This is a genomic window from Sphingobacterium sp. Lzh-3, assembly GCF_046764375.1.
GTDB lineage: Bacteria > Bacteroidota > Bacteroidia > Sphingobacteriales > Sphingobacteriaceae > Sphingobacterium.
Genome location: NZ_CP177226.1, coordinates 5828807 through 5854246, shown reverse-complemented (window position 1 = coordinate 5854246; position 25440 = coordinate 5828807). Strand labels below are relative to the sequence as shown.

The window sequence follows — 25440 nt, the reverse complement described above, 5'->3', positions numbered from 1 at the left end:
TCTATAGATTGATGAAACGTTCCCTATTATTTTTGGCAACAGCTCTTTTTGTTTTATCTTCTTGTTCATCCAAGAAAAATAAAAAACAGGAGCCTGTTAATGCGACAACTACAAATGTCGAAATTGTAAAAAAAGATCCACCCACAGTGCCCAAGCGTGAACGGGTGAAAAATACAATTGAAACAAAAGAACAGCCAGTTGCAGAAAAGAAGAAGGAAATCGTTGTCGATCTTCCTGTGTTACCGCGCGAGTTTCGCGCAGCTTGGGTGGCCTCGGTTGCAAATATCAATTGGCCGAGCAAAAATAACCTGAGTACAGCTGAACAGCAACAGGAAGCGATCGGTATTTTGGATTTTTTGAAAAATAATAATTTTAATGCCGTAATCTTTCAAGTGCGTCCATCAGCAGATGCATTTTATAAAAGTGATCTTGAGCCCTGGTCTTTCTTTTTGACCGGAACAGAAGGACAGGCACCATCCCCTTATTATGATCCGCTTGATTTCTGGGTGGAACAGGCGCATAAAAGAGGGATTGAGCTTCACGTTTGGTTGAACCCTTATCGTGCCCACCATACTGCTGGCGGTGCTGTTACTTCGGCTTCTATGGCACGTAAAATGCCCGAATCGGTTGTTAAATTGAAACAGGGCTATTATTGGTTTGATCCATCCAAAAAATCAACACAGGATCACGCAGCGCGCGTGGTTATGGATATTGTCAAACGTTATGATATCGATGGTGTGCATTTCGACGATTATTTCTATCCTTACGCGGAATATAATGGTGGCCAGGATTTTCCGGATTCGGATAGTTACAATGAATACAAACGTAATGGTGGGGATCTATCGCGCGGAGACTTCCGTAGAAATAGTGTAAATACCTTTATCGAACGTATTTATAAGGATATTAAGAAAGAGAAGAATTTTGTGAAATTCGGTGTCAGTCCCTTTGGTATCTGGAAACCTGGTTATCCGTCAGGAATTCAGGGATCTAGCCAGTATGATATGCTTTATGCCGATGCTAAATTATGGTTGAACAAAGGCTGGATAGACTATTTTGCTCCGCAGTTGTATTGGCCTATACAGCCAGCCAAACAGAGTTATACGGCTTTGTTAAAATGGTGGGAAAGTGAGAATACATTGGGGCGCCACCTTTGGCCGGGCATCAATACGGTTGGTAGACGTGGTCCGGAGTATGTTCAGGAAATTGTTAATCAGGTGGAGGCCGCACGGACCCTCTTACCTGATAACCGGGAAGGTGTAATCCACTGGAGTTTGGCGGGACTGACCAAAAACCCGGCCATGACACAAGCTTTGGTGAATGGTCCTTATCAGGTGAAAGCATTGGTGCCAACAAGCCCTTGGTTGAATGCAAATCCTTTGTTGAAACCGACTTTGCTACTGACCCCACAAGGAGGCAATATCTTTGCGAAATGGCAGCACCAGCAAATTGACCAGGTTTCAAAATGGGTATTATACCTCAACTACGGTGGGGTATGGCAATATGAGATTTTAGATCCGGGAGTTACAAGTAAGGATATTCCAACGACATTGAACAACAAAAAACTGCAGTATGTTGCGGTAAAAGCTGTTGACCGCCTGAGTAACGAAGGGCCTTATGCCGCTGAGAAGATAAAATAACGCGTTGTTGTATCATCAACACTGAAAAAAGGGATATCTGAATTTTAGATATCCCTTTTTTGTTTTGAATTGTAATCTATGCAAGGTAAATTTATAGGTATGGAAGAAATCTATAAAACGGTAAGCGACTCTGTGATTCGGATGTCACAGCTGATGTTGCCTTCGAATGCTAATTTTGGCGGTAAAATTCACGGCGGTTATATTTTATCTTTGATGGATCAGATCGCATTTGCTGTCGCGTCTAAATTTTCTGCACATTATTGTGTAACGGCATCAGTTGGCAAAGTTGATTTTTTGAAACCTATTGAGGTGGGGGAATTGGTGACATTGATCGCTTCGGTAAATTATGTAGGTAACTCTTCTATGGAGGTCGGTATTCGGGTCGAAGCCATGAATATTCAGACGGGAGAAACCAAGCATTGTAATTCCTCTTATTTTACGATGGTGGCAAAAGATGAAACAGGCAAGCCTGCCCGGGTGCCAAGGTTAATATTGGAGACCGAAAAAGATGTATTTCGTTTCTACCGCTGTGTAGTGAAGATGGAGGTCGACAAAGAAAGAGACCGGGCTATTCACGATCTGGAAACGGATTCCGCTGAACAACAGGCTTATATTAAGCAGCATTTTGATGTGAAGATCAATCTGAGCTCTTAAGTCTTCTTCCCCTTCTTACCATTCAAATGTCCCTAGATATTTACTGTCTGTGCATTCGTCGCTTCCGTATGTTCTATGGAAAAATACATAGATGTGGTAGTTGCCGATATGCTGTTGTCGTTGAAGTTTCACTGTCTGTGTTCGCTGAGCAAGTGTATTCATGCTGTGATTTGTGAATGCGCACTCGTCCGGATTGTATAGCAGTAAACGGCAACTACTTGAGTTAATGTCGTATTGTGCTGCGATATTTGCGTCATATTCCCAGAAGAGTGTGAATGTTTCTGTCTCTTTATCTACCTGAAATGTATGAGAGGAGACAGGGTTAGGCCCCCCTTTACTAACGCGGAAGTTTTCATAATTGATGGCATAGCCAGTAGCAGTTTTTTCTATTGCATTATTGAGGTTGTAGGACATGGCATTACTGTAAGCCTTTTTATTGGGGTTATAGCCTTTAAATCCGACCCGTATTAAATCTAGCATTGGAGAGATAAATTTTTGGATGAGGGAGAAACGCGAGCGTGACTGGATTTGATCCGCAGAAGGTTTTTTTCTACTTTTCTTAGGTAATCCCCTAGCATAGGTTGTATTTCCGTTGGTAACAAACACTACTGATCCTGCTTTGCCCGAAAGCGTGCCGTTGGCACCGTTTTTAATGACTGCCATAATCGAAGTTAATTGCTTATTTATTTTTCTTTAAGTTACAAAATAAATAGGTGTTTGTCAATATTAGATTCTACTTTTTTTCGGAATTACAACGAAGCTCAATCGGAGTTTAGTCGGATTTTATTCGGTCACAACCGAAGAAGCACCGAAGAAGTACCGAACGAGTACCGAAGAAGCACCGAGTGATCTCCGAATACAATGTCAATTAAATAGCTTAAAATGGTCGTATCGCCCCAGCATTTCCTTGCATAAGCACGCTGTTGTGTGTAGGATAATGCATGCTGTTTGAGTTTTTGCTCTGTAATATTTGTTTTTTGCTTTCGGATGGGAGGAAAACGTGTTGCTAAATGCTTTTATGGGATGTTTTTGTTCTAATTTTGCTGTGATATGCGTTTTTGTATCTGTTTTTATTGTATTTAATGGTTTTTTATATGTCGAATTATGCGTTAATCCTTTTATTTTTATTTCTTTTTCAAATAATTGCGCATAAACTTGCATTAATTAGAAGCTTTTCATAGTATTGTGTAGTAATTGATATAAACCTAGGGTTGGAACCGCCCGTTATGGAAAATTATTAACAACTAACTAAAAACCATGAATAAAAAATTTCTCTTATTCTGTTCAGGGGTGATGCTGTCAACCAGTTTATGGGCACAGACCAAAACTGTAACGGGTAAAGTGACGAACGCTTCTGATGGTGGTACTATGCCTAATGTAACGGTGAGCATCAAAGGTAAAGCTGTCAGTACACAAACCAAACCCGATGGAAGTTTTACAATCAATGCGGAGCCAGGTGACATTTTGATCTTTAGAGCCGTGGGTTCTCAAGAAAGACAACAATTAGTTGGCGCAAATGCAACGATCAATGTTGCGCTTTCTGGCAGTGAGGAGGCGCTTGAGGAGGTTGTTGTGACGGCAATGGGAATTAAGAAGGAGAAGAGAGCGCTTGGTTATGCCGTTCAGGATATTAAATCGGATGAGTTGATGAAGAACAAGACCGCGAATGTGGTCAATTCATTGGCAGGAAAGATTGCTGGGGTCAATGTGACACAATCTTCGGGGTCTGCTGGTGCAGGGGCGCAGATTATTCTTCGTGGCGGTACTTCACTTGAACGAGATAACCAGCCCTTGTTTGTTGTGGATGGTGTGATCTATGATAACTCTACAGTAATCGGGGGGAATAGTGCCTTTGATGGTGCACAAGCGACTGCAACATCTAACAGCAATCGTGTTATGGATATCAACCCCGAAGACATTGATAATGTGTCGGTATTAAAAGGTCCGGCTGCTGCTGCCTTATACGGATCAAGAGCAGCTGCGGGAGCCATTATCATTACCACGAAGAAAGGACAAGAAGGCCGTGCTGAGATTGGTTTTTCAAGTCGTTTTTCAAATAACTGGGTTAATCGGTTGCCGGAACAACAAGGAAAATACAAACGTGGCTATTACAACAGTGCGGGGGTACTAGATGATTATACGACACAGTCCTGGGGTGAAAAGTTTGGGAGTAATGACGTTGTATATAACAACGTAAAAGATTTCTTTCAGCATTCAACAGTATTTGATAATACGGTTAATTTGTCAGGCGGAAATAAAAATGGATCATTCTATTTGTCTGGTTCCCGTTTCGATCAAAAGGGTATCGTGCCGAATACGAGCTTCGATAAAACCACGTTCCGCTTTAATGGTGATCAGAAATTTGGCAAATTGACGGTAGGTGCGAATGTTGGATATTCACTGTCAAACACAGACAAAACTTTGACTTCTGCAGGTTTATGGGGGTCTGGTGGTACAGGAGCGATGGAGTCCCTGTATAGCTGGTCGCGCAGCGATGATATGAGAAAATATCTCAACGATGACGGGACGAAATATCGGATGTTTGAAGGGCGTCAGCCGCTGGAGTCTGATATTGAGAACCCTTATTGGACAATCAATAAAAATATATTGGGCGATAATACGGAACGTATTACTGGAAGTCTCAATGCAACAATGCCCATCTTTGATTGGTGGAGTCTTACCTATCGTGTAGGGATGGACAGTTACTTAACTAAAAATTCCACGATTATTGGTGAAGGCGCGGCAATCAAAAAGCCTTGGCAAAAGGGGATGATGTCAGAAAGTGATTTCAAATACAATTATTGGTCTTCCAATATCATGTCTAATTTTAATAAAAAAGTAGGCGATTTTGACCTTGGAGCATTAGTCGGATTTTTCTCTGAACAAACAAAAACGACTAATAATAGACGTATGGGCTATCATTTTGAAGTGGACGATTTTTATAGCTTCGAAAATATTGAGTTAGCCAATAAGCAATTTAACGTTAATAATACTAAAAGACGCCTTTTTGGTTTGTACGGAGAGTTAAGAGCGTCGTACAAAAATATGTTGTTTTTGAACGTTACTGGAAGAAATGATTGGACGTCAACCTTACCTGTGGACAATAGATCCTATTTTTATCCTTCCGTCGGCGGTAGTTTTGTGTTTACGGAGCTGCTGAAAGACAGTCGTCCAGATTGGTTGGATTTTGGAAAGCTAAGAGCCTCCTGGGCTCGCGTGGGTAAAGATGCGGATCCATATGTTACAAATACCTATTTGTGGAAGCCGATTCAGTATTTAGGAGGTATTGTTGGACTAGGAAACAATTGGCAAAAAGGTAATCCGTTTTTGAAGCCGGAGACAACAGGCTCTTTTGAGGTTGGTGCCGAACTTCGTTTCTTTAAAGGACGATTGGGTATAGATTATGCCTATTACACCAACAATTCCTATAATCAGATTCTTTCCCCTCGTTTGGCGCAATCTATCGGTTACATTTTTGCTTCTGTTAATGCTGGCGATATCTACAATAAAGGAATGGAGCTTTCTTTGACAGGTAAGCCGATTGTGAAGAAAGATTTTGTCTGGGAATCGACATTGAATATGTCCAGAAATAAGGGGACAGTAGATAACTTATTGGCAGGGGTGAATATTCTATATGTCACAGATGTGCAGGTGGGAAATGCAAAGGCAGCTTCTTTTAACGGAGGTAATTTTATGGGGATTTCAGGTTCGCAATGGACGCGTACTCCTGACGGAAAAGTTGTGTTGGATGCCAATACAGGTATGCCAATAAGTGATAACCAAGTGACTTATGATATTGGGAATCGTGAACCTAAATTGACGGGAGGGTTCAATAACAGCTTGACCTATAAGAATTTTAATCTATCCTTCTTGTTTGACTTTCGTATAGGTGGCGATATTTATAACGGTACGGATTATGCGATGACAGTCAACGGTATGAGCAAGCGGACTGAGGATAGGGATCAGCTGGTATTGGATGGTGCAATTCGTAATGGCGGAACGAATGATGCTCCGGTATACGAAAATAAAACATTTACCTTTTTGGCGGACCAGATGTATGATATCAAGGGTGTGTCAACAAGCGGAAGAAGAATAATTCAGGATTATTGGAGTGACTATTACGCTCGTGAAAGTGCCAATTTTATGGTGAAGACAAACTGGTTGCGTCTACGAAATATTTCAGTAGCCTATAATTTTTCGGATGGTGTGCTAAAAAATGCAGGTGTTTCTAAAGTGGTCAAAGGTCTGACAGCTACATTGACCGGAACAAATCTCTGGTTGTTGACCAATTATAAGGGACTTGATCCGGAGGCATCAGCAGCAGGATCTGGAGTGAAAGGTTCGAGCTCAGTGGGTATAGATTATAATGGGGTACCTAGTACAGCTGGTGTTATGTTTGGTTTAAATTTTAGATTTTAAGATAGAAAAGTCATGAATAAATATAAGAGAATAGTCTCATTTCTGTTGGTTCTAACTTTATTTTCGTCCTGTAGCAAAAATTGGTTGGATATCAACGTGGATCCAAATACACCATCGAGTACTGTTGCCTCGGTGCAAAGTCGTCTGGCTTGGATACAGCATTATTATTTGTATGCGCAAGGAACAGCAGGAACACGGGCAGGTTTTGTGACACAGCAGTTGACTTTTGTCAATAGTACGGCGTCAAATAGCATGATTGCCGGTTGGAATCCTGCGGCGGGAATGTCTACTACGCCTTACCAATTTTTCTTTATAGGAGCAGGAGCCAATTTTAAGGATATGGAAGAGAAGGCGACGACAGATAAGGCTTACCATTATCTTGGTGCATTGCATGCGATTCGAGCGATGGGTTTTATGCTGATGACGGATTGGTACGGTGAGATGCCGTATACGGAGGCTTTAGGACCGTACATAACCCCGAAATTTGATGATGGAAAGGTGATTTTCGAGGGTTGTCTTGCTGATATTGACAAAGCGATAGCGTATTTCAATATGGAACAACCTGCTGCCACTGCCCCATTGTCGGCTGGGGATAGCTGGAATGGCGGTGATGTTGGGAAATGGTTGAAAATGTGTTATGGATTGAAAGCAAGGTGGTTAAATAATCTGTCAAAAAAGAGTAGCTTGTATAAGCCCGATGAGATACTGGCGGCACTTAATAAAGCGGCTACTTCGGTAGGGGAAAGTACGGTTGTGTCGCATATCGATGACAAGTCTGACAATATTGGGGATATCCTATTTGCTGATCCGGTAAAAACCTCGATCGTATTTGATAATGCCGGGATGAATACCAATACCCTGGTTACAAAATGGTACGAAAATATTCTGACCAATTTTGATAATAAAGGTGTAGAAGATCCTCGGGCGGATAAGTTGCTTCCTTGGGCAGAGTTTGGTTCGCCAAAGAAATTTGTTCGTTCTAAAGGAGTGGATATGCAGTCGACTATCCGTATGAATTCGGGGCCTATCGCTGCCTCTTATAACGATCAATCTGTAGCAATTCAAAGTAATGGGCGAAGCGTGGCTCCACACTCTTGGTATATTAACAATGCCAATACCGCACGTTGGGGGGATACCGTTTATGTTTCTGTCAAGAGCAGTTCTATAGGTTACGATAGCGATGTGTCGGATATTTATAAATGGAATGATGGTACGGTTGCGGCCTCAGGTACTTTTTATTCACGTCCAGATGCACCTACTCATTTGGTTGCCTATCCCGAAATGTGTTTTATAAAGGCGGAAGTTCTATTTAATAAAGGTGACAAAGCGGGTGCTTTTAATGCGTATAAAGATGGGATTAAAGCACATATTGATTTAATGAATATTAAGTTGAATTCTTATGGAAATATCAATGTGAGCAAGTCCCCTATGCAACAAACGAAAATTGACAATTTTTTAAATAATGGAATTGGTACTGCTGGGGATATTACGCTGGCTAAAATTATGACGCAGAAATTTATTGCACTTTCGTTTACCCAGCAGAACTGGAATGATATGCGTCGCTACGACTTCAGCAGTTCAGTATATCCCGGATGGGCTGTTCCTTACGAATATACGGTGACGGCTGCGGCACAGCAGAAAATACCGCAAGGAAAACAATTTAGAAGAGTTCGCCAGGTTTCACATGAAATCAACTACAATTCCGATAACTTAAAAGCATCCCATCCGAATGCGTTGAATGATGATATCTGGTCATTCCCGGTTTGGTGGGATACCAAAGAATAATTTTAAATTTGAAAGCCGCAACTGCGGCTTTCTTTATCTAATTCGTTTTTGTTATGAAATATTGTATCAATTTCCTTTTTCTATTTATACCATTTGTGCTTTTCGCACAATCGCCCAAGATTATTCAAAAACCGATTACCTGGGACCAGGAACGTATTCAGCTTTCGTTGGATTATTTGAAAAATCGGCATGGCCTAACACAGTCAACACCGGTTATCCAACCTAAAATGGTGGTCGTGCATTGGACGGCCAATAACAGCGTAAAAGCAACTTTTAATACTTTTAATCCTGTCAGACTTCCGGGGCGGCCTGAATTGACTAAGGCCAGTGCCTTGAATGTGTCTTCGCAATTTGTCATTGATCGGGATGGGACCATTTACCAGTTTCTGCCAGATTCTATTTTTGCACGACATACAATAGGTCTCAATTATTGCGCGATCGGTATTGAGAATATAGGTAGTCGCCAGAATCCACTGACAGATGCGCAACTGAAAGCGAATGAAGAACTGATCCGCTATCTCAGTAAAAAATATCCGATTGAATTTGTATTGGGGCATCATGAATATCAGCGTTTTAAAAAAACAAGTTGGTGGAAGGAGACAGACCCTAATTACATTACGGGTAAAGACGATCCGGGAGATAAATTTATGAATGAATTGAGATCCGAGTTAAGCGATTTAAAATTGAAGAGACTTCCCTAGTCTCTTTTTTTTGTTCTCCTACTCTTCCCATAGTTCTTCCTGAAGCGACTATAAAGACTCTGTACAGCGTGTGTGGAGGTCTCTTCTGTCCAATGATTTCTAGAAATTACCTTAAGCGAAATTATGTGTGTTCGAAATAGCGCGTATTGTTTACTTATTTGCTTTTTGTTGCGTTTTATCTTAGTTGTGTTATAAATCCCTATGATTGCGCTTTTATTCGAATATATTGATGAAAGGTCTGCTATTCTATTTTTATACTATTCTGAATATCTTGTTTTTTTGCCTTATTATTCGTTTTTATGATGGATATGATTGGGTTTGTGCTCTAAAAATAAAAATAATGTCTTTTTTTATGCATTTTTATGCTATATTAGATATGAAAAGAAGTACAAACCAATATTTATACCTAAAAGTAACGCATGCTTATGAACGAATAATATGCATTTTTTGCGTTTTGTTACCGTACTAGGTGCGGAGCATCCTATTTTAAAACTGAACTAATCTTATTAATTAAAATTTAAAATTATGAAAAGGAGTTTGCTCATTTTTTGGGGTTTACTGTGTTTTTGTTGTGTTGCTCTGGCACAAAAAAATGTTACCGGTAGAGTGACTAATTCGAGTGGATCCGGTTTAGCGGGAGTGACCGTCCAGGAGATTGGAAAAGGAGCACAGGCAGCAACAAATAGTCAAGGCAACTACAAGATAACAATTTCCGAAGGTGCTTCATTGGTATTCCGATATGTGGGGTATCAATCGCAGGAAGTTGCCCTAAATGGTCGGTCGATCGTCAATGTGGTGCTAAAAGAAAATACTGCATCACTGGATGAAGTGATCGTAACAGCAATGGGAATAGAGCGTTCCAAAAAATCGCTGGGTTATTCTACGCCGAAAGTAAGCGGGGATGACGTGTCAGATACGCAACGGGAAGGTTTTTTTCAAGGCTTGCAAGGGCGTGTGCCAGGCTTGTCCATTAACAGTACTTCGGGTATGCCAGGTGCTTCGGCACAAATCGTGCTCCGGGGTTTTGCCTCTATCTCTGGAGATAATAATGCATTGATTGTTGTCGATGGAGTGCCGATTAACAATTCGACAGTCAATGAAAATGATTTGGCGATGAATGGTGCCAACCGGGATTTGGATTATTCCAATCGGGCATTGGATATCAATCCTTCGGATATTGAAACGTATACTGTGATGAAGGGGCCGGAAGCGACGGCATTGTATGGGAGCTCAGGTGCGGGGGGAGCTATAATTATCACGACAAAGAAGGCCAAGAGTGGTAAATTTGGGGTTGATTATAGCTATTCAGGAAGAATGGAGTTTGTCAATAAATTTCCGGAGCGACAGTATACCTATATGCAGGGGCTCAATGGCAATTATGATGGGACATCTTCCTATGCATTGGGACCGAAGTATAAGGACGACATGCTTTTGCATAAAGATAATGTTAAAAATTTCTTTCGTCATGGATATAATCAAAAGCATAATTTAACCTTTAATGGTGGTAATGAAAATCTAAGTTATCGCTGGTCAAACGAATACAATGATAACACGGGTATTGTTCCAAATACGCGTTATACACGCTTCTCTTCGCGATTAAACTCTACCGCCAAATTTTCAAATAAATTTGAACTCAATACGTCTTTTAATTTTATCTTTTCGGACAATGATAAGGCAAGAAAAGGCGCTACAGGTTATTTGATGACGCTGATGCGCTTTAATCCTTTATATGATGTCCGGAATTGGATCGATGAAAAAGGTAATCGCGTATTAAATACCAAGGATATTTACAATGAGCTTGATAATCCTTTTTGGGATGTGTATCGGAATATCGCCAATGATAAAACCAACCGTACGCTGGCTTCCTCAAATTTTACCTATAAGCCATTGTCCTGGCTGAGATTTGAAGGTGTTGTCGGGATTGATTATTCTACTACAAAAGGTGAAAGTGTCTATCATCCGCAATCTTATTCCGGTTCGGGTTCTTCCACCTCTCCCACAGGGGGTAAGTATAGTTCTTATCAGAATAATATGCGAATTTTGTATGGTAATGCCCGTTTTTCGGCCAATAAAACTTTTGGAGATTATTCAATTAATGCATTTCTGGGGGGCGAGATCCGTGATCAGAACTCGATTACCGATTCGCAATACGGAACAAATTTCTTTGATCCAAATTTCAACAGCATCAATAATACCTATGCTTCGACACGTTTGGCAAAAAATGTCATCAACAACTACCGTTCTATTGGATTCTTCGGACAGGCTGTATTAGGGTACAAAACCTTGCTATATCTGACGCTGTCGGGCCGTTTGGACGGAACGTCGCGTTTGATGCCAAATGATCCTTATTTTTCTTATCCTTCAGGGTCCTTGGCCTTTAATTTTACCGATTTAAATCCAATTAAGGCAGTCTCGGATGTGATCTCAGATGGGAAAATTAGATTTTCGGCAGGTAAAACGGGTAAAGGTCCGCTTAGATCCTATTTTATCAAATCAAATTATGAACCTCAATATTCAACCGGTGGTGGCTATGCTTATGGTTTTAATGGAGGGAATGATAAGTTGGTTGCTGAAATGACAGATGAATTTGAGGCAGGTTTGGAATTTTCGTTGTTTAAAAAGTTTGTCTCTTTTGATTTTAGTTATTTCTCCAGGCTGAGTGATGGACAGATTATTTTGCCCCGACTGAGTTATGGTTCTGGCTTTGTTTTAAAAATGATGAACGGAGGTAAAGTGAAAAATTTGGGTACCGAGGTTCAGGCAATATTCAATCCGATTGTCAAGAGGAATTTCAATTGGAACCTTGTCTTCAACTTTACCCAATATAAAGGCCGTGTGTTGTCGCTGGCTGAAGATTTGCCCGAATTGTATGATTCGGATACCTGGTTGTTGAGCGGTGTGCGTTCTGCAGTATTGCCAGGTTACAGTATGGGCGCCCTCTCTGGAACGCAGTTTATGCGTAATACGAAAGGCGACGTGCTGATCGACCCGGCAACAGGTCTGCCGGTCGCTGGTACAGATCGCTATTACCCGATTGCTGACCGCCTGCCTAAGTTTACATTGGGCATCGTTAATAAATTCAATTACAAAAATTGGTATCTGACATTTTTGTGGGACTGGCGTAAAGGCGGAGATGTGTTAAACGGATTGGATTATAACATGTATACATTCGGTATGTCGACAAAAACGCTAAATAGAGAAGATCCACGCGTGATAAGGGGTGTTTTGAAGGATGGGTTGGAGAATTCGGAAAATCCAACAATCAACCATATTGCGGTAACACCATATACTTCCTCCGCGTATTATTTTACCAATATCGAGCCGGGTATGTTCGTAGAACGGAATATCTATACAATGAGACTGCGTGATATTACTTTAAGTTATCGATTGCCGAAAAGACTGACGCGGTTCTTAGGTGAAAGGTCTTCACTAAAAGCGTTTTTTACAGCTACTGATCTCGTTATGTTTACAAATTATACAGGATTGGATCCAGAAAGTAATTCGAATACAACTGGTATTGGAGGTATTGGCGGCTATGGAATAGATTTTGGCAATATGGCTAGACCGAAAGGGTTCAATGTTGGCGTTAACTTACAATTATAAGATTATGAAAGCAAAAATAGGTACAGCTTTGTTGTTATTGACTTTGATAATGACAGGTTGTAAAAAATTTATGGATATCAATGATAATCCGTCGTATCCACAGGATGTTAGGGCTGAGATTTTGTTGGCTCCGATTATATTTCATATGGCAAATGGTTATGCGCAGGATCAGACCATTATGAACAAGTTTAATCAATCTATTATGGGGGCTTCTGCTGACGATGCTTCAAAAGTTTGGGAAAGGCATGGATTTAGACTGCAGAGTGATGTTGGCGGGGTGATGTGGCGTATGGTCTATTTTAACCACGGTCGAAACCTGGCAAACATGATCCGGGATGCGGTGGAAAATGAGAAATATGAGTATGCTGCAATAGGTTATGCCGTTAAGGCTTGGGGATACCAAATGCTTACCGATTATCATGGTCCTGTTATTATGAAGGAAGCCCTGCGCGACCAGCTTAGCTTTAAGTATGACGATCAAAAAGAGGTTTATGCACAAGTTAGAGTTTGGTGTGATTCTGCCTTATATTATATGGATCAAAAAAGTCCGCTTGATTATAGCGCTAATTTGAGTTCCGAAAGAGGAGATAACCTTTTTCGTGGTGATATGGGTAAGTGGCGCAAGTTTGTTTATGGTATTCGCGCACTTCAGTATATCCACTTGGTTAATAAGTCAGATTTTAAATCAAAGTATGCGGATTCTGTCGTCTATTACGTCAATCAATCCTTGGCCTCTAACGATGACGATGCAAGCGTTAAGTTTTCGGGAGATAAGGCGGAAACCTCGAGTGTGGTTGGTCCGCTGTATGGGGTTTATACAAGCTCATATTATAGCCGTGCCGGCCAGCCGATTGTGAGTTACTTATCTGGAGGACTTCGAGGGACAGTAACGGCTCCTTCACGTGTTGCAAGTGATCCGCGTCTCTTAAAAATGATCAATAGGAACCTGGATAATGTTGCTGATACGGTGTTTTCCGGTGCTCTGCCGAATGTAACCAATTCGGCTACGATTATCCCTTCGATTCTCGGGAAAATTGTGGGTGGAGTGTATGAAGGAAAATTCATCTTTAGGGATAAAGCTGAATTCCCGCTGATGACTTATGCGCAACTGCAGTTGATTAAGGCGGAGGCGCTTTTTATCAAGGGCGCGTCTTCTGAGGCTTATCAGGCTTATCTTAATGCGATTCGCTCGCATATGACTTTCGTGAATAAGTATATCAATACAAACGGTGAAACCGCAATTACCGACGCTCAGGTAAAAGCCTACCTGGCGAGTAGTGAAATTCCACAGACTTCAGCAGACTTAATGCTTTCCGATATCATGGGGCAAAAGTATATAGTCCAATGGGGCTGGGGAGGATTGGAACAGTGGTGTGATCTACGCAAGTATAATTATGATACTACTATTTTTAAGCAGTATCAGCCACTCAGCGGTTCGGGATTGCAATATCAGGCTTACTGTTATCGGGTTCGTCCCCGTTATAACTCAGAGTATGCATGGAATGCAAAAGAATTGGACAAGTGGGGGGCCTTGGATCCTTATTATGTCACCAAGCCGACCTGGTTCGTAACAAAAGATAATTAGTCCTTTAAAGATTAGAGTATGAAAAGTTTTAAAATTATATTGGGCGCCTGCTTGTTTCTTTTTGGTCTTTATTCTTGTGATAAGGCCATACAGAATTTTGGCGATGTGGAGTTTATGGGTGCTGACGATGCAATTGTTAAAATTAACATGGCGTCCATCTATCCGGATGACCGCTATATGTATGTAAAATTTGATGGTCAGCGTGTTACGCCACTTATTCGTGGTAGAGAACCTTTTCCGGGTGGTGGGTATAATACACGCGGTGATTCCCGTCCGGACTTTCTGAAATGGAAATCGGGTTCCGTTAATGTGCAGGTAGGATTGCCTTATAAAACCGATAGTGGCCTGGATTCTATTATTTTATACGAATCTACAGTGAAGTTTGAGGCCGGAAAGCGTTATACGTTGCATGTAACAGATACAGCAAAAAACACAAAAATGATCTTAAATGAAGAAGATTTAACCCGGCCGGATAGCACGCAGGCACGCTACCGTTTTACAAATTTAATGCCCAATGTTGAGGCGATTGATCTGTATTACGGAGCTGCGGCAACAACTGCGGAGCCAACGCAGGATTCTCTGGTTGCTAAAAATGTAAAGTATTTGGAGACAAGTCCATATTTTGAATTAAATCGTATCACAACACGGACATGGAAGATCCGTAAAGCGGGTGCGCCTATAACGAATGCTTCGGTGCTGGCATCTTATTCAAATGCAGGAGCAATTTTGGACCGAAGGTCATATACTGTGTATGCGCTGGGCTACGATGGTTTTACTTCTGCCATCATGAAGCCCTATGTTTCATTTTTCTTAATTCGATGATCATGAAGGATAAAAAATATAGAAATAGTTTGTGTGCAAGTGTATTGTTTGGCTTGCTGCTTTCATTGGTATCTTGTAAACAGAGAGATGATTATCCTGTTTTTGAGCGGAAGGAGCCTGTGGTTACTGTTCCGGAAGTTATTCCGCCCGACAACGAGATAGGTGCGCTTGTGAAGAAGATAATGGACAAAACGGATATAATTTCGATTTTTAAATTGGATTCTACGACGGCCCTGGCGGATGGAATAAAGCGTACGCATGTTCGTTATGTGAATAAATTAAATCAGGCCATGAGTATGCAGATCCTGGAAGTCGATCTTTCTAAAACTAATATAGGTGTAACTGCCCTAAGTCCTTTTGATGATTATTTATTTACAGTGCAGACGTTGGGAGATATGGCTAAATATAATGAGGGGCGTGCCGGAGGGAAAATTATAGCAGCGGTCAATGGAGATGTGGTGACTTCCTCCGCGCCGACAGGCTCGTTTATATTTAAAAGCCGACAGTTGAAAACAACAACGACAACAGCTACATCTAATACACGACCTTTTTTGGGTGTGAAAAAGAACGGTTCTGTTTTTATTGGAAACAAGCCATCTACATCATCTCCAATGGACGAATATAATTTAAATGATCTAGCTTCCTTAGTTTCTGGTAGCACCTGGCTTTTATATAGAGGTGATACTGTTACTTCGGCGACAGAAACTGTTCAAGCTAATACAGCGGTGGGGTTAAATGCAGGTCGGAACTATCTGTATGCGGTTGTAGTGGATGGCGGAACAAATGCTTTTTCTGTTGGTATCACTTACAACGATTTAGGAAAGATCATGGCGGCGATCGGATCTTCAGATGCTTTTGTTACAAATGGTGGGACAGCGTCCGTTATGGTAGAACGGGCGGAAAGTGAAGGACGGTCCAGTCTTTTAAGTTGGAAAGTGGTAAATAGGCCGATAGCTTTGGCAGGGGGGGCAAGTGCAAATGGGATAGGTTTCGTGCTGAAATAGGTGTTGTTTTCTTTGGGCGTATAAAGGCTTTCGGAAAAATGATCCGAAAGCCTTTATACATTATATCACTTTCATGTTTTATTGGAAGTTGTGTTTGCTCTGCCGTGTGCTATATTAGATTTGGAATAGTTTTTAAAATAAAGCATGCGGATTGTTGCTGAAAGTTGGGGATTATGTGGTAATCAGCTATTTAAATGCTTGGTAGTACTGATTTGTGCGCGGTTGTATGGTTTATATTGAGGTAATGTATTTGTTACATTGTAGTGTTTTATTTACACTAACAACATGTTCTTCGATATTGATTTATTTCTATAATCATCTGTATTTCTTTGTTTTATCATTTTTTTGTTTTACTGTTTTGAAATAAAAAAAAGGAAATATTTTATTTTTGTTTTAACTTAAAAAAAAGTGAATACTTACTTTCTTTTGCGTTTTTGTGACAATTTTAGTTTTAAAATCGAAAAGTTCTACTTACTTTTATCCTGATTTTCAATTATTCGTGCATAAAACTGCATGTTGTGTATGATCTAATGATCTATCTTATGATAAAAACTAACTTATTTGCGCTAATTCTAGTGGTTTCAAATACCCTTTTTATTTCTTGTGGAAGTTCATTGAAGTCTGTTCAGACGAATGAAAAAGCAGGAAGTAGCATTTCTGGTGATATATCGAACAAGGTTGTTGTGCCAGGGGCAGATCAGTTAGCCTTATATTTACCGCAATTAAAAGGGAAGAAAGTTGGGGTTATGGGAAATCAAACATCAATTGTTGGGCCCGATAAAAAACATCTCGTGGATGTTTTAATGGATAATAAAGTTGACTTAAAATTTGCCTTTGCGCCTGAGCATGGCTTCCGTGGTAATGTAGAGCGTGGCGAGAAGTTTGGAAATGATATTGATCAGAAAACAGGTTTACCACTATTTACATTATATGGTGGAAATAAGAAACAAGATTCGATTGTCAATTCCATCGATGTTATGATCTTCGATCTACAGGATGTCGGAGCGCGTTTTTACACGTATATCACTTCCTTGCATCGTGTGATGGAGCTTTGTGCAAAGCATAACAAGAAATTAATTGTATTGGATCGCCCAAATCCGAATGGAGATCAGGTCGACGGTCCAGTAAGGCATGATGACAAGTTTAAATCCGATGTTTCTTGGCATAAAATAGCAATGATCCACGGTCTGACAATTGGTGAGTTGGCACAGATGATCAATGGGGAACACTGGTTAGAAAATGGTCGCCAGGTAGATGTGCAGGTTGTAAAGGTGCAAAATTGGGATCACAAAACGCTGTACGATTTACCGGTAATTCCTTCACCAAGTCTACCCAATCAGCTTTCTGTACGATTGTATCTTTCACTATGCCTTTTCGAAGGAACTGATATTTCGGTAGGGCGTGGGACGGATTGGCCATTTCAAGTATTGGGGTATACAAATCCGGTGTACGGCTCTTTTACGTTTACCCCGGGTGAACGTCATGGTATGTCCAAGCATGTGGAAGGAAAAGGTGCGACAAATTATGGTATAGATCTACGTGCTCTGGATCCTGAAAAGCAAAAATTCACACTAAAATATGTCTTAGATTTTTATCAAAAGACGCCTGATAAATCGACATTCTTTGCAAGGCCCGAATTTTTCGATAAGCTCGCAGGGACTGATCAGTTGCGTAAGCAGATTCTTGCAGGTGAATCGGAGGCACAGATTCGCGCTTCCTGGTCGGATGACTTGAAAAATTATAAACAGATGCGTAAGAAGTATTTGTTATATACTGATTTTGAATAGCAATAACTAACAATATTAACTAGAATCATTTATTTTAAAACTCTATAATCAATGAGAAAATTTGTACTATTTTCTGTTGCTCTTGGATTGAGTTTTCCTTCTGAATCCTATTCTTTTACAAAAAAAGAAGGTTCTTTGAATAGCAATAAGTTAACAAATGCTCTTCTAAGCTCTTCTCTAAAAAGTGCGGTTCAAAATACGGTGCAAGGTACTGTAACGGATGGAAAAGGTCCAGTCTCTGGGGTAAGTGTGTCTTTGATTGGCGGTGCCGCGTCAACAAAGACCGATGCTCAAGGACATTTTAAAATTACAGCTGCCGTGGGGAGCAAGTTGCGTTTTTCATCTGTTGGATACGTGACGAAAGAGATTACGATTACTTCAAGCTCACTTGATGTAACTCTAGCCGACGATAATCAAGCGTTGGACGAAGTGGTGGTTGTCGGTTATGGTACCCAGAAAAAAGGTAACCTAACTGGTGCTGTATCTACTGTCAACGTAAAAGATAACCTACAAGGGCGTGCTATTGCGGATGTTGGTCGTGGTATTCAAGGTACGACACCAGGTTTGACAGTTGTGGTACCAAGTGGAGAAGTTGGTTCCGATCCGGTTATGAAAATCCGTGGTCAAATGGGGTCGATTGCAGGCGGATCCAGTCCACTTATCTTGTTGGATAATGTGGAGATTCCAAGCATTCAGTTAGTTAATCCTGCTGATGTAGAGTCTATTTCCGTATTGAAAGATGCTGCTGCTTCTTCTATTTATGGAGCTAAAGCTGCATTTGGTGTGGTATTGATTACAACAAAAAAAGGGGCACAAGGCGGAGATAGTTTCAATATCAATTATTCCAATAACTTCTCCTTTCAGAATTCGGCTGTAGATTATAACATGGGTGATGTGAATGCCCTTAAGTATTCTTTGGAAGCTGCGGAGCGTGTCGGTGAATCTGAAACAGGTGCATTTTATAAAATTAACCGCGAAAGCTATCAGCGTGCGCTGGACTGGAAGCAGAAATATGGTAACTCAATCGGAGCGAACGATCCTACTGTTTATGGTCGTGATTGGTATGTTAATCCTGCTGAACCTACGAAAAAGTATGGTGTGCGTACTTATAATGTAGAGGATTATATGATCCGTAAGGCTGCACCGACTTCTCAGCATGATTTAAGTATTTCAGGTACATCTGGAAAGACGCAGTATAATTTAAGTATGGGCTTGTTGAATCAGTCGGGTATGATGAAAACAACGGATCATGATAAATTTAATCGTACTAATGCGGCGTTGCGTATATCGTCAGAGATCAATAAATACCTGACTGTGCGTGGTGGTGCCATGGTGTCGCGTCGTAAAAAAGAATATCCTTATACAACAAATTCAACCACTGCGGATCCTTGGTTATACCTCTACCGTTGGAGTTCGTTATATCCAATGGGGTATGATGAAAAGGGTAACATGATCCGTAGTCCGTGGAGTGAGACTTCTTCTGCAAATACAGCGAGCTTCCAAAATAATTACATCAACTTAAATTTAGGTGCAACTGTAAATATCAAGAAAAACTGGAAAGTGGATTTTGATTATACATTCTCCAATCAGGAGGAAATCACCACACAGCCTGGTACGCGTTTTACTGCCGCAGATTCTTGGGTTGCGGGGGTAGCTAGAAAAGATGCTGCGGGTAATCCTGTTTATGTGAACTCCGACGGACAGGTAGTTGCTGCTGGTGCTGCAGGAGCAATGGCTGCCTATGATTTGAATTATTATACTTACACGGCGAATGGAGCAAACCCAGATCATTTTTTGAGAGCATCGGGCGCTCGTCGTAATAATACAATCAATGCTTTCACTACCTATAATTTAAACCTGGACGATGATCATGATTTCAAATTTATTGCGGGTGTTAACCGTGTGACTTTGGATTATGATATGAATTCTTCCCAAACGTTTAACTTATTGGATATCCAAAATCCACAACTGGGTTTTGGTGTGAATACTTCAGCGCAATTGGCGAAAGGTGATGCCGCATGGGAAGCGCAGTTAGGTTATTTCGGACGGGTAAATTATGCCTATAAGAATAAATATTTGGTAGAGGCAAACATTCGTTACGACGGTTCTTCTAAGTTTCCAAAAGATTTGAAATGGCAATGGTTTCCGTCCTTCTCGGCAGGTTGGGTAGCTTCGGAAGAGAATTTTATGGAATGGGCCAAGCCTACGCTTAATCAGTTGAAGTTTAGAGGTTCTTGGGGATCTATCGGTGATCAGACCGTGCCGCCAAGTTTATATACATCGACCATGATTCCAGGAGATGTTGCTTGGTTGGGTGCTGATGGTAGTCGTTACTTCACGATCGGAACTCCTTCAGCCGTAAGAAGTGAATTGAAATGGCAGCGTATTGAAACCACAGATATAGGTTTGGATATGCGCATGTTCAAGAGCAAATTCGGATTGGTTTTCGATTGGTATAGAAGGGATACTAAGAATATGATCGTTCCAAGTGGCGATGTCAGTGCAACGTTTGGAGCGCCTGCACCACAGGGCAACTTCGGGGCTTTGCGTACACAAGGATGGGAGTTGGCTTTAGATTTTAACCATCGTTTTGAAAGCGGTTTTGGCTTTAATGTCAGAGGTACATTATCAGATGCTAAAACGACTATTCTACAGTATACAAATACCCGGGTGATTTCAGATTACTATAATGGTAAAGATGTGGGTGAAATCTGGGGTTATCGTACAGATAGATTATATCAAGCCGGTGATTTTGAATATGGTTCTGATGGTAAATTGGTTACGACCACTGTTGCGGGTAAAGTGATGAATAAGCTTTCGGATCCTAATGGGGCTTATAATACCTTTCCGACCAGCAGTAACTTTAGGTTCGGTCCTGGTGACGTGAAATTTGCCGATTTGAATGGTGATGGTCAGATCAATGCCGGAGCCGGTACGTTAGACGACCATGGTGACATGGAAATCATCGGTAATGAAACACCGCGTTATGAATATGGTTTCCGTTTAGGATTTGACTATAAGGGCTTTGATCTTTCTGGATTTATGCAAGGTGTTGGAAAGCGTCAGATCTGGGGTAATGGTTTCTTGACAATTCCGGGTTACAATGCTTCGGATGGCGCTATGCCTTCGGCAATTGCAGATAATTTCTGGTCTGCGGATCATACGGGCGCATTTTATCCGAGAGCATATAATAATGCGGCAAGTAATGATGCAAACAATATGGTTAAACAGTCCCGTTACTTATTGGATATGTCCTATTTGCGTATTAAAAATATAACGTTGGGTTATACACTTCCTTCAACATTAACGCGCAAAGCATTTATCAAAACGGCAAGAGTTTATACTTCATTGGAAAATTTCTTCACCTTTGATAAGTTGAATGGTTTGCCGGTTGACCCGGAAGCAATCAATGGCTTTTCTATATTTAATGCTACAAATTATAACTCGGGTAGAACAGGTGTAGGTACACCAATGTTTAAGTCGGTATCGTTTGGTGTTCAGGTTAATTTTTAAAATTTACAACAATGAAATTTACAAAGAAAATAGCATTTATGGCGCTTGGAGCAACGTTGGTGCTATCATCCTGTAATAAAGATGTGCTTGATCGTAATCAGCTGACAAGCTTAGAAGATGAGAAAGGCTGGGGCAATGAGCTTGCGTTGCGTTTGTACGCTAACGGATTTTATGCCAATTATTTTACGGGATATAATACAGGGTATGCAACGGCTTACGCGCCAGTGACAGGTTATAATTTTGCGGACGATCTGACAAAGAAAAATATTCAGGATAACTTTGAGAACTCGGTGCCGACTTCTAGAAGGGCAACAGGGTCAACTATTGCCGCTTTAGAGTTGCCTGATATGTTGCGTCAGTATTCTGGACCTACATGGAATTTTTCGTATGTGCGTAAAGCAAATATTTTTATCGATCGGATAGAGAGCAAAACAAAACCAAATATTAATGATGAAACTTACCGCCATTGGATGGCGGTAGCCCGTTTCTTCAGAGGTTTTGAGTATAGCCGACTGGTAGAGGTGTTCGGTGACGTGCCTTATTATGATAAGGAATTGAAGGACACTGAACTGGATTTGATGTACAAGGATCGTGACAGTCGCGCTGTCGTGATGGATCATGTGTATGACGATTTTCAATATGTATTGGATAATATGCGTACAAACGATGGTAAGCAATATCTGAATAAATATGTGGCGGCATCCTTTATATCCAGACTGATGCTGTTTGAGGGATCGTTTTTGTATTATCACAATTTAGATAAGGATAGGGCAAAGAAATACCTGGAAATGGCTCAGAAGGCTGCAGAGGTTGTTATGGGGTCTAATGCTTATAATTTTAGCAGTGATTTCAAAAGCTTATTTGCATCGGAAGATTTGAGTGCAAACAAAGAGGTGATTATGTATCGCGCCTATGATGCAACTAAGAGTGCTACACATAGTGTTGGGTCGTACAGCAATGGTACCGAAGGTCAGGGAAATGCGGTAAATTTGATGTTGGTTAAATCCTTTATCTGTAATGACGGTAAGCCTTGGCAAAATTCTTCTGTAGCAAATGCAAATAGCTTTACACTGAAAGATTTGGCGGTTACCCGTGATCCGCGTTTTGAAGCTTCCATCTATGAAAAGCCATTAACGTCTTCATCCACACTTTTCTACGCTTATAAATTTGCGTCGCGAGAAGCATTGACATACTTGGGTAAAACTTACCCAGCTGCATGGGGTTCTAATACAAATACTTCGGATGCTCCGGTAATCCGTTTGGCAGAAGTTGTTTTGAACTGGGTTGAGGCTAAGCAAATTTTAGCAGAAGGTTTTGGAGCTGCTGCGGTAACACAGACCGATATTGATAAATCCATCAATGCAATTCGTAATCGTCCACTTGATGCAGCGGCAGCAGCAAAAGGTGTGCAGAAAACAGCTGCATTGCAGATTGGAGCGATTGCAAATGATCCTTCCCGCGATGCTGACGTTTCACCTTTAATGTGGGAAATCAGACGCGAAAGACGTATGGAGTTTGTTTATGAAGGCTTACGTCTGCTTGATATCAAACGTTGGAAGAAGTTAAACTATATGGACTTTAGCAAAAACAACGACTATTTCCTGGGGCCTTGGATCAATGTGAAACAAGATATGCCGGCCTTGTTGGTTGATAGTAAAAAAGGATTGTTGAAAGTAGTGGATGCTAATGGTAATATCATCTCTTATGATGGCACAAATGGTGACAAGCTGATCGGGTATTATCGCGTCGAGGATGTACAGAATCGTGAGCCATTTTCAGATCGTTCGTATATTTCACCTGTGGGATTAGAACAGGTAAATGAATATGCTGCAAAAGGCTATAAATTAACACAAACTAAAGGGTGGTAATTTAATCCACATATGATGAGGCCTTGTCTATGTTTTTAGACAAGGCTTTTTTATGTCCATGATCGCCGTGGCTGTCGAACTCAAACCTAAATCTCCATCTAAAATACTTTGCATAAAAACGCATTTTTATTTTATTATTATGCATGAAAACGCTATTTTTAAGAAAACATTACGCATGAGGTTTCCAATTATCACCTTTTTTATTGCATTATCCTGCGTTTTTAACGTTGTGATAGCGCAGCAGTCCTTCAAATTTGCCCACGTTACAGACACGCATGTCGGTGGTGCAACAGGAGAGGAGGATTTGCGACGTACTGTAAAGGACCTGAATACATTGAAAGATATTGATTTCGTTATACTTTCTGGAGATATCACCGAGTTTGGTGCCGATCACGAGTTAAAGCTGGCAAAGCGCATCTTAGATAGTTTGCAGCTGCCCTGGTATGTGATCCCGGGAAACCACGATGGAAATTGGTCTGAAAATGGAGCCAATACATTTCGCACCGTTTTTGGTGGTGAAACTTTTTTCTTTAAGCATAAAGGTTACGCATTCATTGGAACCAATTCAGGACCAAATATGCGTATGAGCCCTGGTCAGATTCCTCGTGAGAACCTGGTCTGGATGGATTCCATTTTTGCAGCGAATCCGGATAATCAGCTGCCATTGATCTATATTAATCATTATCCACAGGATTCGTCTCTAAATAACTGGTTTGACGCTTTAAAAAGGGTCAAAACGCGCAATGTCCAATTGGCGCTTTGCGGACATGGCCATGCCAATAAATTGTATGATTGGGAAGGAATTCCGGGGGTAATGGGACGGTCCAACCTGCGTGCGAATAAAGAAGTTGGCGGTTATAATATTGTGACCATCGCCGATGGTAAAGCGAGTTATCAGGAGCGTAATCCCGGTGTGGGAATGCAGGAAAAATCTTGGGTCGTTGTTCCTCTGTTTAATCATCACTATGAAAATGAGACAGTAAGCTACCCGAGACCGAGTTATGCTGTGAATGCAAAATATGCAGATCAGGTTAAAGTCAATTGGACGTTTGAAGATGCCAGCGATATCGGGGCTGGACTAGCTGTTTACAAAAATAGCGTGATTACATCAAATACCGCGGGCGATATCTTTGCGCTTGATTTAAAAACCGGTAAAAAGCTATGGGCATTTCGTACAGGTGGCAAAGTTTATTCTACGCCAGCTGTGTGGAAAGGAATCGTGGTTGCGGGGTCATCGGATCATGCAATTTATGCGGTAGATGCCCGAAATGGCAAGTTGTTGTGGAGGGTACAGACTGAAAAGGCGGTTTTGGGTTCGCCTCTGTTACATGATGGCGTGGCTTTTATCGGTGGTTCGGATGGTAAGTTTAGAGCGCTGGACATCAAGACGGGGGCTGTAAAATGGAGCTTTGATCAGGTCAAAGGATTTGTATCGACCCTGCCAACGTATTATTTGGAGAATATAATTTTTGGCTCCTGGAGTAATGGATTCTATGCTTTGAATGTCAATACAGGTAAGCTGTCCTGGGAATGGAATAACGGACAGGCTAATCGGATGTTTTCAGCGGCGGCATGTAATCCAGTGGGCGTAAATAATCGTGTTTTTGTAGTTGCACCGGATCGTTTTATGACAGCACTGGATGCGAAAACGGGGGCGGTCATTTGGCGGGAAAAGAAAGATACCATTCGGGTGCGCGAGTCTATAGGACTGGCGGCAGATCATAAATTGGTTTATGTGAAGACGATGGATGGGGACCTTTTGGGTATTTCAGTTGCTGCTGATCGTATGGATGTTGCCTGGAAGTCCAAGCTTAAATTGCCTTATGAATTGACGCCTTCTGCAATTATATCCAATGGCAAATTGGTATTTGTGCCGAGTCATTCGGGTTTGCTATCCGGGGTTGACGCAAAAACAGGCGCGGTAGTATGGCAATATAAAATATCCAATGGAATGGTTAATCCTGTTGCGCTAAACGGCCGAAACAAGGTGATAGCGAGTACGATGGATGGCAAAATAGTTTCATTAGAGTTTTAAGCAATCGATTGAATTGATCTTTTTGAA

15 protein-coding genes are annotated in these 25440 nt (G+C 41.1%); 13 read left to right on the top strand and 2 right to left on the bottom strand.

Going from position 1 to position 25440, the window contains the following annotated elements; genetic code table 11:
- Window positions 1-11: 11 nt before the first annotated feature.
- Entirely contained in the window at window positions 12-1637 is a 1626-nt protein-coding gene (locus tag ACLCDV_RS24480) for a glycoside hydrolase family 10 protein (protein WP_411972466.1), read from the top strand.
- Window positions 1638-1715: 78 nt separating this feature from the next.
- Window positions 1716-2291 carry an acyl-CoA thioesterase gene (locus ACLCDV_RS24475; RefSeq protein WP_333577976.1) on the top strand — a complete coding sequence of 192 codons (576 nt, stop codon included), beginning with the start codon at window positions 1716-1718 and terminating at the stop codon, window positions 2289-2291.
- 15 nt (window positions 2292-2306) lie between these two features.
- Here the strand turns inward: ACLCDV_RS24475 and ACLCDV_RS24470 are convergent, their stop codons facing one another.
- Entirely contained in the window at window positions 2307-2954 is a 648-nt protein-coding gene (locus ACLCDV_RS24470; RefSeq protein WP_317669227.1) for a DUF6266 family protein, read from the bottom strand.
- Window positions 2955-3155: 201 nt separating this feature from the next.
- Window positions 3156-3452 (bottom strand): hypothetical protein, encoded by a 297-nt coding sequence (locus ACLCDV_RS24465; RefSeq protein WP_411972465.1) that lies wholly within the window; start codon window positions 3450-3452, stop codon window positions 3156-3158.
- Window positions 3453-3548: 96 nt separating this feature from the next.
- Between ACLCDV_RS24465 and ACLCDV_RS24460 the strand changes: the two genes are divergently transcribed.
- The 11 genes from ACLCDV_RS24460 to ACLCDV_RS24410 all read left to right on the top strand — a co-directional run bounded on the left by ACLCDV_RS24460 (window position 3549) and on the right by ACLCDV_RS24410 (window position 25413).
- On the top strand, window positions 3549-6710 hold the full coding sequence (locus ACLCDV_RS24460; protein ID WP_411972464.1) for a SusC/RagA family TonB-linked outer membrane protein: 3162 nt from the start codon (window positions 3549-3551) through the stop codon (window positions 6708-6710).
- Window positions 6711-6722: 12 nt separating this feature from the next.
- Window positions 6723-8495, top strand: a complete 1773-nt coding sequence (locus ACLCDV_RS24455) for a SusD/RagB family nutrient-binding outer membrane lipoprotein (RefSeq protein ID WP_411972463.1) — start codon at window positions 6723-6725, stop codon at window positions 8493-8495.
- A 53-nt stretch (window positions 8496-8548) separates the two neighbouring features.
- Window positions 8549-9196, top strand: coding sequence for an N-acetylmuramoyl-L-alanine amidase (locus tag ACLCDV_RS24450; protein ID WP_411972462.1), 648 nt, complete (start codon window positions 8549-8551; stop codon window positions 9194-9196).
- 525 nt (window positions 9197-9721) lie between these two features.
- Window positions 9722-12799: a SusC/RagA family TonB-linked outer membrane protein gene (locus ACLCDV_RS24445; RefSeq protein ID WP_411972461.1), complete on the top strand. Its 3078-nt coding sequence runs from the start codon at window positions 9722-9724 to the stop codon at window positions 12797-12799.
- 4 nt (window positions 12800-12803) lie between these two features.
- Complete coding sequence (locus ACLCDV_RS24440) at window positions 12804-14384, top strand: SusD/RagB family nutrient-binding outer membrane lipoprotein (RefSeq protein ID WP_411972460.1); 1581 nt, start codon at window positions 12804-12806, stop codon at window positions 14382-14384.
- Between the two features lie 18 nt (window positions 14385-14402).
- On the top strand, window positions 14403-15206 hold the full coding sequence (locus ACLCDV_RS24435) for a DUF4397 domain-containing protein (RefSeq protein ID WP_317669233.1): 804 nt from the start codon (window positions 14403-14405) through the stop codon (window positions 15204-15206).
- Between the two features lie 2 nt (window positions 15207-15208).
- The gene (locus ACLCDV_RS24430; protein ID WP_411972459.1) at window positions 15209-16210 is read left to right on the top strand and encodes a phosphodiester glycosidase family protein; all 1002 of its coding nucleotides are present in this window, start codon (window positions 15209-15211) and stop codon (window positions 16208-16210) included.
- A gap of 542 nt (window positions 16211-16752) precedes the next feature.
- Window positions 16753-17997, top strand: coding sequence for an exo-beta-N-acetylmuramidase NamZ domain-containing protein (locus tag ACLCDV_RS24425; protein WP_411972458.1), 1245 nt, complete (start codon window positions 16753-16755; stop codon window positions 17995-17997).
- A gap of 51 nt (window positions 17998-18048) precedes the next feature.
- On the top strand, window positions 18049-21510 hold the full coding sequence (locus ACLCDV_RS24420) for a TonB-dependent receptor (protein ID WP_317669236.1): 3462 nt from the start codon (window positions 18049-18051) through the stop codon (window positions 21508-21510).
- An 11-nt stretch (window positions 21511-21521) separates the two neighbouring features.
- Window positions 21522-23378 carry a RagB/SusD family nutrient uptake outer membrane protein gene (locus ACLCDV_RS24415; RefSeq protein WP_317669237.1) on the top strand — a complete coding sequence of 619 codons (1857 nt, stop codon included), beginning with the start codon at window positions 21522-21524 and terminating at the stop codon, window positions 23376-23378.
- A gap of 175 nt (window positions 23379-23553) precedes the next feature.
- Complete coding sequence (locus tag ACLCDV_RS24410) at window positions 23554-25413, top strand: PQQ-binding-like beta-propeller repeat protein (protein ID WP_411972457.1); 1860 nt, start codon at window positions 23554-23556, stop codon at window positions 25411-25413.
- Window positions 25414-25440 lie beyond the last annotated feature (27 nt).